Origin of the sequence: Streptococcus pseudopneumoniae ATCC BAA-960 = CCUG 49455, from assembly GCF_002087075.1 — a bacterium.
GTDB lineage: Bacteria > Bacillota > Bacilli > Lactobacillales > Streptococcaceae > Streptococcus > Streptococcus pseudopneumoniae.
The window spans coordinates 1-12,371 of sequence record NZ_MWSM01000032.1 but is presented as its reverse complement, the minus strand read 5'-3'; the positions used below and the strand labels follow the sequence as shown (position 1 = coordinate 12,371).

At 41.6% G+C, this 12,371-nt stretch carries 13 protein-coding genes, 2 pseudogenes and 1 other annotated feature; of the genes and pseudogenes, 1 reads left to right on the top strand and 14 read right to left on the bottom strand.

Annotated elements, in window-relative coordinates; genetic code table 11:
• From B4W83_RS07875 to ybeY, 7 genes and pseudogenes are all read right to left on the bottom strand, one after another.
• A pseudogene (locus B4W83_RS07875) lies at positions 1–245 on the bottom strand (helix-turn-helix domain-containing protein); the annotation flags it as partial.
• A gap of 36 nt (positions 246–281) precedes the next feature.
• Positions 282–1,463, bottom strand: a pseudogene (pmrA, locus tag B4W83_RS07870) (multidrug efflux MFS transporter PmrA); the annotation flags it as partial.
• Entirely contained in the window at positions 1,450–2,055 is a 606-nt protein-coding gene (coaE, locus tag B4W83_RS07865) for a dephospho-CoA kinase (RefSeq protein ID WP_000516190.1), read from the bottom strand. The gene coaE and the pseudogene pmrA, both read right to left, overlap by 14 nt.
• Positions 2,055–2,879 (bottom strand): DNA-formamidopyrimidine glycosylase, encoded by an 825-nt coding sequence (gene mutM / locus B4W83_RS07860; protein ID WP_001114616.1) that lies wholly within the window; start codon positions 2,877–2,879, stop codon positions 2,055–2,057. The genes coaE and mutM overlap by 1 nt, the downstream gene beginning before the upstream one ends.
• A 48-nt stretch (positions 2,880–2,927) precedes the next feature.
• Positions 2,928–3,827, bottom strand: a complete 900-nt coding sequence (gene era / locus B4W83_RS07855) for a GTPase Era (protein ID WP_000143269.1) — start codon at positions 3,825–3,827, stop codon at positions 2,928–2,930.
• Positions 3,828–3,843: 16 nt separating this feature from the next.
• Positions 3,844–4,239 (bottom strand): diacylglycerol kinase family protein, encoded by a 396-nt coding sequence (locus B4W83_RS07850; protein ID WP_000378166.1) that lies wholly within the window; start codon positions 4,237–4,239, stop codon positions 3,844–3,846.
• Complete coding sequence (gene ybeY, locus B4W83_RS07845; protein ID WP_000275158.1) at positions 4,220–4,717, bottom strand: rRNA maturation RNase YbeY; 498 nt, start codon at positions 4,715–4,717, stop codon at positions 4,220–4,222. The genes B4W83_RS07850 and ybeY overlap by 20 nt, the downstream gene beginning before the upstream one ends.
• 104 nt (positions 4,718–4,821) lie before the next feature.
• On the opposite strand from ybeY, the gene pavA reads away from it, so the two are divergent.
• A complete protein-coding gene (gene pavA / locus B4W83_RS07840; protein ID WP_000006711.1) occupies positions 4,822–6,477 on the top strand; it encodes an Rqc2 family fibronectin-binding protein PavA in 1,656 nt (551 codons plus the stop codon).
• Positions 6,478–6,537: 60 nt separating this feature from the next.
• Here pavA and B4W83_RS07835 read toward each other — a convergent pair whose 3' ends face one another.
• From B4W83_RS07835 to infC, 7 genes are all read right to left on the bottom strand, one after another.
• Positions 6,538–8,439 carry a glucosaminidase domain-containing protein gene (locus tag B4W83_RS07835; protein ID WP_079251598.1) on the bottom strand — a complete coding sequence of 634 codons (1,902 nt, stop codon included), beginning with the start codon at positions 8,437–8,439 and terminating at the stop codon, positions 6,538–6,540.
• A 41-nt stretch (positions 8,440–8,480) separates the two neighbouring features.
• A complete protein-coding gene (locus tag B4W83_RS07830) occupies positions 8,481–9,419 on the bottom strand; it encodes a dihydroorotate dehydrogenase (protein WP_000210693.1) in 939 nt (312 codons plus the stop codon).
• Between the two features lie 10 nt (positions 9,420–9,429).
• The gene (locus B4W83_RS07825; RefSeq protein WP_001070090.1) at positions 9,430–10,230 is read right to left on the bottom strand and encodes a dihydroorotate dehydrogenase electron transfer subunit; all 801 of its coding nucleotides are present in this window, start codon (positions 10,228–10,230) and stop codon (positions 9,430–9,432) included.
• Positions 10,231–10,477: 247 nt separating this feature from the next.
• Positions 10,478–10,858 (bottom strand): lactoylglutathione lyase, encoded by a 381-nt coding sequence (gloA, locus tag B4W83_RS07820; protein ID WP_000157159.1) that lies wholly within the window; start codon positions 10,856–10,858, stop codon positions 10,478–10,480.
• Positions 10,859–10,915: 57 nt separating this feature from the next.
• The gene (rplT, locus tag B4W83_RS07815) at positions 10,916–11,275 is read right to left on the bottom strand and encodes a 50S ribosomal protein L20 (RefSeq protein ID WP_000124834.1); all 360 of its coding nucleotides are present in this window, start codon (positions 11,273–11,275) and stop codon (positions 10,916–10,918) included.
• Positions 11,276–11,326: 51 nt separating this feature from the next.
• A complete protein-coding gene (gene rpmI / locus B4W83_RS07810; RefSeq protein ID WP_001125943.1) occupies positions 11,327–11,527 on the bottom strand; it encodes a 50S ribosomal protein L35 in 201 nt (66 codons plus the stop codon).
• A gap of 32 nt (positions 11,528–11,559) precedes the next feature.
• Positions 11,560–12,090 (bottom strand): translation initiation factor IF-3, encoded by a 531-nt coding sequence (gene infC, locus B4W83_RS07805; RefSeq protein ID WP_000848181.1) that lies wholly within the window; start codon positions 12,088–12,090, stop codon positions 11,560–11,562.
• Positions 12,091–12,105: 15 nt separating this feature from the next.
• Positions 12,106–12,237: a sequence feature (ribosomal protein L20 leader region), on the bottom strand.
• Positions 12,238–12,371: the final 134 nt, after the last annotated feature.

Sequence of the window (12,371 nt, the reverse complement as noted above, 5' to 3'; positions counted from 1 at the left end):
TTAAGTTGCTTTCGTGAATACCAAGATCAGCCGCAATTTCTTCATAAGTTCGATATTCTCGCACATATTGAAGTCGCCATAAGAAGGTATTCTAGGCTTAGTTTAGGTTTTCGTCCCCCTTTTGCGTGTTTACCTTGATAATCTCTTTTTAATACAGCTAACATCTCTTCAAAAGTCGTGCACTGAACACCAACCAGGAGCTTAAATCGTGCATCAGTTAGTTGTTCACTTGCTTCATAATCCATAGAACTATTATACCATATATTGTTTCGCAGGAAGTCTAATAATGTTCGAAATTGAATCAGGTTAAAGAGACAACTAAAGGCCACACAAAGGCTTGTCGCATAAAAGACAGCATGGTAGCCAAATTGACCTGCTACTGCAGAACCTGCCATGGGACCAACAACACCTCCCAGATAAAAGAATACCTGATTGAAGGCAAAGACCCTCGAAATGCCGGCTTTGGGAGTCATTTTGCTGAGTAGGGCATTAACCCCGGGAATCAAGGCACCGGTTCCCAATCCAAAGAGGAAACGATAGAGTCCTAGTTGAAGGGGGCTAGAGGCATTGGCACAGAGGAGATAGATGATGACTGAATAAAACTGGGCGACAACCAAGAGACGATGATTGCCCACCTTGTCACCTAGCTTGCCCATGACTCCTGCACTCATCATACTGGAAAAGCCCATACTGGACACAATCAAACCAGAGACAAAAAGAAGATTCTCTGTCTGCCCTAAGTCGCGTACATAAAGAGCCAAAATAGGGCCAATCGATTGAGCTGAAAATTGGATGACAAAACTGGTTAAAAAGAGATTGAGCAAAAGATAGGGATATTTAACCGAGGTAAATAATTCCTTTGTTGGAATAGCCTTTTCCTTGGCTACTGGTTGAAAATCTTCCTTGATAAAGCAAATAGTCAAAATAGCAGCTAAAAATAGAAAACTACCAACCAGTAAGAAAACTGTACGAATGCCAAATAATTCTGCGATAAAGCCACCAATAAAGGGACCAGTTAGAGTGCATGCAACTACGCCTGTAGACAAAGTACCTAAGGCAGAGCCTGATTTCTCCTTGGGAACCTGACTGGCTATCAGTGCCGTTGCATTAGGAACAAAACCTGCAAATACACCGTTTAGTAAACGAAGAAAGATTAACCAATAGATATTTGGGACAAAGGCCAAGCCTCCCATAGTGATAGTCATAGCAAGACCTGCCCGAATCATCATGGGTTTTCGGCCGTATTTGTCAGCAAGAATACCCCAAATAGGAGAAAAGAGCGCCGCGGAAATAGCAGAGACAGAAATTGCTAAGCCTGCATAAAAAGCGACTTGCTGACTCCCTACACCTAGATTTTCCACGAAGATGGGCATAAAAGGTACAACCAAAGAAATACTGGCTCCTGTCAGAAAATTACCAAACCAGGCAATACGCAGATTATCCTTCCAGTTAATCTCTGTCATCTTGCCTACCTCCCTCAAGAAGGATATGCACTTGATTAAGAAGCTGGTTCTGATTGCCATTATTATCAAGAACCTGGCTGGCCAAATCTTTCTTTTTTTCTAAAGGCCACTGGGCTGCCAGACGAGACTCAGCTTCATCTTTGGACAACTGGTCCCTTTTCATTAAGCGTTCTACTTGGGCATCTCGGTCCACATAGACCAACCAAGTCTCAGCAAACCAATCGCTGTAGTCCTGCTCAAAAAGTAGGGGAATATCCATGAAGAAAATCTCTTCTGTCTGAGCCAACTGTTCTCTCAAAGTAGCCAGTTCCTCACGGATAATCTCCCCTTGAATTTGATTAGACCATTTTTGCTCTTCAGGATTTGAAAAGATGAGACTAGCTAGGAGAGGGCGATTGAGTTCTCCGTTTTCAAGAATGATTTCTTGCCCAAAGTGCTGTACTAGAGCCTCAAACAGACGACCACCAGGTTTCTGTAGTTGGTGGACGACTGCGTCGGCATCCACTGCTTGAAAGCCTTGCTGTCTTAGAAAATTTGTCACAGTTGACTTACCTGAGGCAATTCCCCCAGTGATTCCGATGATTTTTCCCATCAGTCCCTCCTTTGACAGTTTGGACAAAAGTGGGTTCCACGTCCGCCTAGTTGAATTTTCTCAATGATGGTACCACAGCGTACACATTCTTGACCAGTCTTATCATAGACCTGATGAAAGTCCTGCATGCTTCCATCTTCCCCAAAGGCATTGGTATAAGTCCGAATGGTGGAGCCACCTTTTTCAACAGCCTGGCCCAAAACAGCAATGGTCTGGTCATGAATGGCAGTCGCTTCTTCTGCTGTCAAAGTCTGGGAAGGTCTAGCTGGATGAACCTGAGCTCGCCAGAGAACCTCATCCACATAGATATTGCCAAGTCCAGCTACCAAGGTCTGGTCTAGGAGATGGGATTTGATAGGCTTTTTGGACTTGGCAAGGGCAGATTGAAAGACCTGTAAATCAAAGTCTTGTTCGCTTGGTTCAGGACCTAATTTTTTAGAAATAAAGTAGGCGTCTAAAAGGTCAGGCACCAAGAGTTCCATGGTTCCAAACTTGCGAACATCCTCATAAACAAGCGTGCCACCATCTTCAAACTGAAAGAAAACATGGGCATGCTTGCGTTCAGGTCCTTGGTCTGGATAGTAAAAATACTTGCCCTCCATCCGCAGATGGGAAATCAAAACCTTTTCTGTCAGGCAGAAAAGTAAATATTTACCACGACGTCCCATTGACTCAACAATCTGACCAGGCACTTCCCTTTGAAACTCGTCCAAATCCGTCTTAATCATCTTGGGATAACGAATTTCTATACTCGAAATCTTCTTACCCAAAATCAATTTTTCCAAGCCACGACGAACGGTTTCAACCTCAGGTAATTCAGGCATAAGTCCTCCTTCTGTAAAAACAAGAAGCAGGCATGAGCCCACCTCTACTTAGTATTCTTTTTCATTATAGCCAAAGTCAGCTAAATCCAGCTTTTTATCGCGCCAGTTTTTCTTGACCTTGACCCAGGTTTCTAGGAAGACCTTGTCTCCTAGCATAAGTTCGATATCACGACGGGCCATACTACCGATTTTCTTAAGCATAGCGCCACCTTTACCGATGATAATCCCTTTTTGGCTATCGCGCTCGACCATGATGGTTGCACGGATGTGAACCTTGTCTGTCTCTTCGTCTCGTTTCATACAGTCAACAACTACTGCTACAGAATGCGGAATCTCTTCACGAGTTAGGTGCAAGACTTTCTCGCGAACCATTTCTGAAACTAAGAAACGTTCTGGATGATCTGTGATTTGATCAGACGGGAAATATTGGAAACCTTCATCCAGATTTTCACTCAAAATATCCACTAGACGAGACACATTATTTCCCTGAAGGGCTGAGATTGGAACAATTTCCTTAAAGTCTATTTGATTACGGAAGTCATCAATCTGAGACAAGAGCTGGTCTGGATGGACCTTATCGATTTTATTCACCACCAAAATCACAGGAACCTTGGTAGCCTTGAGACGCTCGATAATCATATCGTCCCCCTTACCACGCGCTTCATCAGCAGGCACCATGAAAAGGACGGTATCCACTTCGCGAAGGGTACTGTAGGCAGACTCAACCATGAAATCTCCGAGAGCTGTTTTAGGCTTGTGAATTCCTGGCGTATCGATAAAGACGATTTGCTCTTTATCAGTCGTGTAAATTCCCATAATTTTGTTGCGCGTTGTCTGCGCCTTGTCACTCATGATGGCAATCTTTTGCCCCATGACATGATTTAAAAAAGTTGACTTCCCAACATTGGGACGTCCTAAAATGGCTACAAAACCTGATTTAAAAGTCATAATTTCCTCTTACTGTTTAAAATAATAAATCCCAGATTCGTGGGAGAAAAATTAATGCGCCTGTTAAGGCTGCGAAAAGAGAAACCACTAATACCGCGCCAGCCGCCATATCCTTGGCATTTTTAGCCAGCATGGAAAAGTGATAGTGACTGGCCAAATCCACCACATTTTCAATAGCAGAGTTGATAATCTCAAAGGCTACTACCAAGAAAATGCTCAATAGGAGAAAGAGCCATTCGATTCGTGACACCTGAAAAACAAAACCTGCAAGGATGACCACTAGAGCCGTCACTGCGTGTTTTCGCATATTGCGTTCTTCCTTGATAGCAGTAAAAATACCTGTCAAAGCAAATTCTAAACTGGATATCAGGTCACGATTTTTCCATTTTCGTTTATTGTCTTGTGAGTCCATAGGCTGTCAAAATTTCTTCTTGTAAACCGAACATCTCCGCTTCTTCTTCCGGAGTGTAGTGATCATAGCCGTTAATATGTAAAAAGCCGTGTACTGCCAAGAAGCCCATCTCACGCTCAAAGCTGTGACCATATTCTTCGGCCTGCTCATGAGCCTTATCGATAGAGATGAACAATTCCCCAATATAGGCATCAAACTCAGACATCATCTCTGTCAATTCTGGATTTTCAAGCAAATCCTCTTCGTCAAAGGCAATTTCCAATTCTGGTTTATACTCAAGGCTAATGACATCTGTCGGACGGTCGGTGTCACGGTACTCCAGATTAAGTTCATGACTACGCTCATTGGTCACAAAAGTGACTGCCATCTCCTTGTCTTCTTTTCCTAATTTTTGGGCTGCAAATTCCAAAATTTCTTGGGTTTGTTGCAACATTTCTTTTGAAACTTGACCAGTTTCATCTACCATTTCAATATACATGTGCTTCTCGTTTCTCTTTACTTGGCTTTATTATACCACATTTCCATGATTTTATTCTACCTTTTTGATATAATACTATGGAATACAATCACAAGGAGAGAACGATGTCATTTGATGGATTTTTTTTACACCACATAGTTGAGGAATTGCGAAGCGAATTAGTGAATGGTCGCATCCAGAAAATCAATCAGCCTTTTGAACAAGAGTTGGTCTTGCAAATCCGCAGCAATCGCCAAAGTCACCGCCTGCTCCTTTCTGCCCATCCCGTTTTTGGACGCATTCAGCTGACCCAAACGACTTTTGAAAATCCAGCCCAACCTTCTACCTTTATCATGGTTTTGAGAAAGTATTTACAGGGGGCCCTGATTGAGTCGATTGAGCAGGTGGAAAATGACCGTATTGTGGAAATGACAGTTTCCAATAAAAACGAGATTGGAGACCATATCCAGGCTACCCTGATTATCGAGATTATGGGGAAACACAGTAATATTCTACTGGTTGATAAAAGTAGCCACAAAATTCTCGAAGTCATTAAACACGTTGGTTTTTCACAAAATAGCTACCGCACCTTGCTTCCTGGATCGACCTATATCGCTCCGCCAAGTACGGAATCTCTCAATCCTTTTACTATCAAGGACGAGAAACTCTTTGAAATCCTGCAAACACAGGAAACGACAGCTAAAAATCTTCAAAGCCTCTTTCAAGGTCTGGGACGCGATACGGCAAATGAATTGGAAAGGATTCTGGTTAGTGATAAACTGTCTACTTTCCGTACCTTTTTCCATCAAGAAACCCAGCCATGCTTGACTGAGACATCCTTCAGTCCAGTTCCTTTTAAAAATCAAGTAGGAGAGCCTTTTACCAGTCTTTCTGATTTGCTGGACACCTACTATAAGGACAAGGCAGAACGCGACCGCGTCAAACAGCAAGCCAGTGAACTCATTCGTCGTGTTGAAAATGAACTTCAGAAAAACCGACATAAGCTGAAAAAACAGGAAAAAGAGTTACTGGCGACAGACAACGCTGAAGAATTTCGTCAAAAAGGAGAATTGCTGACAACCTTCCTCCACCAAGTGCCTAACGACCAAGACCAGGTTATCCTAGACAACTACTACACCAACCAACCTATCACGATTGCGCTTGATAAGGCCTTGACTCCCAACCAAAATGCCCAACGCTATTTTAAACGGTATCAGAAACTCAAAGAAGCTGTCAAATACTTGACTGATCTGATTGAGGAAACCAAGGCCACTATTCTCTATCTGGAAAGTGTAGAAACCGTCCTCAACCAAGCTGGGCTGGAAGAAATCGCTGAAATCCGTGAAGAATTGATTCAAACTGGCTTTATCCGCAGAAGACAGCGGGAGAAAATCCAGAAACGCAAAAAACCAGAACAATATCTAGCAAGCGATGGCAAAACCATCATCTATGTCGGCCGAAACAACCTACAAAACGAGGAGCTAACCTTTAAAATGGCACGCAAAGAGGAACTTTGGTTCCATGCCAAGGACATTCCTGGAAGCCACGTTGTCATCTCAGGCAATCTTGACCCATCTGATGAAGTCAAGACAGAAGCAGCAGAACTAGCTGCCTACTTCTCTCAAGGTCGCCTGTCAAATCTGGTGCAGGTAGATATGATTGAAATCAAGAAACTCAACAAACCAACTGGTGGAAAACCCGGCTTTGTCACCTACACAGGACAAAAGACCCTCCGTGTCACACCAGACCCAGAAAAAATCGTATCCATGAAAAAATCCTGATTTTACTTAAAATCAGGATTTTTAACATACTATTCACTCAAATCATATCCAATTATAGGACTAATCTTTGCCACCTAGTTTCTCATTGATTTTCATCATCACACTAGCAATTTTTTCACCCCAATAAGGGTCTGAGGCATATTCTACATTCATACCAGACGCCTTGTTTCCAAGGAAAGTTCTTCCCCTATCGATATAATTTTCCTTAATCCACTTGGTTGCACCTAAAATTCCCTTATCCACATCATCAAATGTCTTAGCAGAAAGGTAAGGTGTCGTATCATAGGCTGTAATTCCAAAGAAATTATTCTTATCTTTGGCAATTTTACTTCTTCCCCAGTTACTTTCTAGGGCACTATGGGCAAGGAGATAAAGAGCATTGATATGGTAATGTTTTTCGGCTTCCTTAAAAGTAGCGCCCTTGTTCTCCAAAAGGCTATTGTTAATGTTTAGCAAACTAAATACCTTATCCAATTCTTCAGCACTGTAGTTTGTAGCCTCTGTTAAATCTTTGAAAAGGAAGGGATTCTCAAGCTTAAAACCATCAAAATGCAGGCCATCTGCCGAATAATATTTCTTGCCTACTTCCATATCAGAAAGATGAGAAGCTACTGGGATACTAGCATTCTGAGCCACATAGTGATAAAAACGGTGGCCATCACTCTCATAATAAGGGATAAAGTCCTTACTAGCATCTAGCGCTTGTAAATCTTCTGTTTTCATATAGCCTGACAAACCAGAAATAGTAATAGCCAGGCGCTTGTCATCACTTTTTCTATCCTTATCTAGCCAAACAACACTAGCTTGCGATATATAGGAGAGCTTTTCACCATCTGCATTATAGATATTTGCTGTGACTGGTACTACTTGATAATAAGCAGCATTTTCATTTGTAGCTTTTTCTCCACGCCATTTACCATCGCTTCCAAGCTGATAACCATCTACTGTCTCATTTTTCGCCATGTAGCCACCGGATTTGAAGTAGTACCAGGCTTGACTTTTAGAATCGTAGACCCATTCTTTTTTAGCCATTTTGCCATCAGACTTGAGGTAAAACCATGACTCCTTATCCCAAATCCATTCATTGGCTGCCATGTAGCCACCGGATTTGAAGTAGTACCAAGCTTGACTATGAGAATCGTAGACCCATTCTTTTTCAGCTATTTTCCCATCAGATTTGAGATAAAACCAAGATTCCTTATCCCAAATCCATTCATTGACTGTCATGTAGCCACCGGATTTTAGATAATAATAGTGACCATTCTCGAAAATCCATTCTTTATCAGCATGGTTTCCATTTTCTTTGATGTAAAACCAAGATTGGTATTGTCTGTCAAAAAGCCAACCTTGCTGTACTTTGGCACCAGTGGCATTCACATAAGCTTGATTAATCCACTGACTTGTCAGTAGATAACCACCGGATTTGAAATAATAATCCTTCCCTTTAATTTGGAGCCATTCTTTCTCTGCGTGCTGTCCATCTGCTTTGATATAAAACCAAGCATCGTATTGAGAATCATAGACCCAGTCTTCTATTACTTTGGCACCTGTTGCACCAACATAGGAAGTTCCTACCCAAGCATTTCTTTTCATCTTTCCATCTTGGTCAAGATAATAAAAGGCTCCCTTGTCTTCTACCCATTCTGATTTGGCCATATAGCCACCAGATTTGAGGTAAAAATAGTCGTCACCTTGCTTTAGCCATTCATTTTCAGCATAGTTAGCATCTGCTTTTATATAGAACCAAGATTGATAATGAGTATCAAAAACCCACTCATTCGCTGCTTGACTGCCATCTTCTTTCAGATACTGTTTTCCTTGCCAAGTACCATCACTAGCCATTGCACCCTCTGGACTAGCTAAGAAAAATAGCAGAGCTAAAAAAATAAATCTTACTTTCTTCATTAACCTTCTTCCTCTGTTCTTATTTATTTTATTGTACCAAAATTCTCCTAAATTCATATTACAAACTAATAAAAAATCAAGAACAGATTGATTGCAGGTTACCTCAGAGACTCTTTTACTTCCTGACGGAGTTCTTCCAGACTGCTAATACCGTATTTATCCATGACTTTTGGTAAATTTTCGATGATGTCAGGGCAGGCATAAGGATTGGTAAAGTTAGCTGTTCCAACTCCGATAGCAGATGCCCCAGCCAGATACATTTCTAGGGCAGCTTCAGCCGAATCCACTCCCCCCATTCCAATGATAGGCAGGTCTGTTGTTTGGGCTACTTGGCGGATGAGTTTGAGGGCTACTGGAAAGACTGCTGGACCTGACATTCCACCTGTTCCATTGGCCAAGATTGGTTTTCTGGTTTTGAGGTCAAAGCGCATTCCAACCAGAGTATTGATCATGGTCAAGCCACTTGCTCCCGCATCTTCTGCAGCTTTTGCGACAGTAACGATATCGGTCACACTCGGGGTTAATTTGACATAAACTGGCACTTCTGAGGCTTCCACAGCTGCTTTCACCACATCATAAGCCAAATCTGGATCTTGACCAATCAAAAGTCCATGATTACAGTGGTCAACATTGGGACAAGAAATATTGAGCTCGATAGCTTTTACATTAGTTGCCTTGGAAATCCCATGAGAAACAGCTGCATACTCTTGTTTTGAAAAACCAGCTACATTGGCAATAATAGGAAGGTTTGGATATTCTCTTTCCAGCCAAGGTAGCTTTTCAGCCAAAACAACCTCTAAACCAGGATTTTGCAAGCCAATTGCATTGAGCATACCAGCAGGCGTCTCTGCCACTCTTGGAGTTGGATTCCCAAAACGTGGTTCAAGGGTTGTCGCCTTGATCATAATAGAACCTAAAAGGTCTAAATCATAGTACTTGGCATACTCTTGTCCAAAGCCAAAACAGCCTGATGCTGGAATAATCGGATTTTTCAAATCCAAACCAGGTAGAGACACTTGTAATCGATTTGTAGTCATAATTTTCTCCTTATAATACAACTGTTCCTGTGCGGAAAACAGGACCATCTTCACAGACGCGTTGGCTGACCGTCTCGCTTTCTGGTACTTTTAGAACACAGGCATAGCAAGCTCCCATCCCACAAGCCATACGAGATTCCAGAGATAAATAGGCTCTTGGGTGATCATCAAAGGCTTGATTGATATACTTCATCATTCCTGGAGCCCCACACGAGTAAACAGCATCAAACTGACTATCTAAATCATTGATAACAACGGAAACATTTCCCTTGATGCCATAAGAACCATCATCTGTCGTTACAAAGACCTGACCATACTGAGCCAATTCCGTTTTCAAAATAACAGCATCCTTATTAGCAAAACCGAGGACTGTCACTACTTTCACTCCACGTTCATGCAATTCCTTGGCCACCTCAAGCAAGGGTGGAACACCAATCCCACCACCAACAAGGAGAACCTGATTCTGCTCATCAAGGTCAGACAAGTCAAAACCATTTCCCTGAGGCCCCATCACATCAAGAGTGTCTCCCTGACTTAAGGTTGAAAAAATTGCAGTCCCAGCTCCCTCAATCCGGTAAATGAGATGACACTGCTTCTTAACCTTATCGATAGACGAAATTGAAATAGGACGACGCAAAAGATGGGCATCATCAGGCACACGCAGATGTAGAAATTGTCCTGCTCGCATGACTTCAACCATTTCTCCTTCTAAGACTAGTTCAAAGATTGCTGGCGCGATTTCCTCCTGTGCAACCACCTTCATGGTTTCCAAACGAATGGCACCCAAACGTTTCTTACATGTGGGATTCATGACTTTTCCTCCTTAAATTTTAAGGGGACCAGACAAAGAAAAGACCTTGCTAGTGCAAGGCCTCAGTTAAAATTGTACAACAGAAGAGAGCACACTCAAAAGTCTCCTCTAGAAAATTGTACTATTCTTTTATCTGACACCTTGTGAGTCTCTCTGGACTCCCCTTAAAGGTTAAATTTTTATTAGTATACTCTTTCAGCTAAAAAAAGTCAAGTAGAAAAGGAACATTCTACTTGACCTCATGAGATTATTTTTCACGAATGACTTCGACCTTGTAGCCATCAGGGTCTTTGACAAAGTAATAGTTTGGTGTAGTTCCTGGTAGGCCATTTGGCTCAGTCACTTCATAGCCTTTTGCACTGTGCTCTTGATGAAGAACCTCAAGATCAGGTGTACTTAGGGCGATATGAGCAAAGCCATCTCCAACCACATAAGGGCCGTGATCGTAGTTATAAGTCAATTCCAACTCATAGTCATCACCCTCAAGACCTAGATAGACAATCGTGAAGGCATGATCTGGAAAATCTCTGCGACGCAATTCTTTAAAACCAAAAGCATCTTGATAGAATGCAATTGATTTTTCAAGATTTTCTACTCGCAAGCAAGTATGTAGCATTTTTGAAGCCATATTTTTCTCCTTTATTTTTAAAAAGACTGGACAATCCTCTTCCAGTCTCATCAGTTGTTATTTACCAAGTTTTGCTTTAGCTGCATCTGCAAGAGCTGTGAAAGCTGCTGCATCGTTAACAGCCAAGTCAGCAAGCATTTTACGGTTAACTTCGATCTCAGCCAATTTCAAACCATGCATCAATTGTGAGTATGAAAGTCCGTTCATACGAGCTGCCGCGTTGATACGAGTGATCCACAATTTGCGGAAGTCACGTTTTTTCTGACGACGGTCACGGTATGCATAGTAGTAAGAGTTCATTACTTGTTCTTTTGCAGTACGGAACAAGATGTGTTTAGCTCCATAGTAACCTTTTGCTAATTTAAGAATACGTTTACGACGTTTGCGTGATACAACGCCACCTTTAACACGTGCCATGTTTTATTTCCTCCAAATATTTCCTAGAATTATTTACTTACAGTCAAGCTATTATTTCAAGCGAGTAAGCATTGCTTTGATACGTTTGTAATCTCCTGAATGCACCATAGATGCTTTACGAAGATGACGACGTTGTTTCTTAGTTTTTCCGTGGAAACGGTGAGAAGTGTAAGCACGGAAACGTTTAAGTCCACCAGAACCTGTACGTTTGAAACGTTTAGCTGATGCGCGGTGTGTTTTTTGTTTTGGCATGATTTTTTCTCCTTTATTTAACTTTCTGACAATTATTTTTTGTCAGTCTCTGGCGCCAATTGCATGAACATTTGACGTCCATCCATTTTAGCACGTTGTTCGATGATGGCAATATCTTGAGTTGCTTCAGCAAACTCGGCTAAAACTTTTGCACCAATCTCTTTATGGGTAATCATACGACCCTTAAAGCGAATAGATACCTTAACTTTATTTCCTTTTTCAAGGAACTTACGTGCATTACGAAGTTTTGTATCAAAGTCACCCTTGTCAATTGTTGGACTTAGACGAACTTCTTTCACAGTAACAACGCTTTGTTTTTTACGTTGTTCTTTTTGCTTCTTCTGGTACTCAAATTTGAACTTACCGTAGTCCATAATTTTTGCAACAGGCGGTTTGGCTTGGGGTTGAATCAATACTAGGTCAACATTAGCGTTATCAGCCAAAGCTTGCGCTTCACTGAGTGGCTTGATGCCTAGCTGTTCTCCTTCAAGACCAATCAAGCGAACTTCACGTACACGAATCTCATCATTGATGAATAAGTCTTGCTTTGCTATGGTTTTCACCTCTTTTGTTTTATTAGAGAAAAACAATAGCGGACTCGTAAATATACAAGCCCGCACGTTATGATAGCGTTTCTTCGAAACTTTTCATCCGTAGGGCCAGGCAACTTAATGTCACAAGGCGAGAAGCTCTCACTTCTGCTTTTCTCAACTTTTATATGATACCAAGTTTTCTAGCTCTTGTCAAGATAAAAAGTTATTTTTTTGAAAAGTTTCTGTTTGTATTTTGGCGTTCAATCACAAACACAAGAAAGGCACAGAGATGCAAAACCATTATACTACAA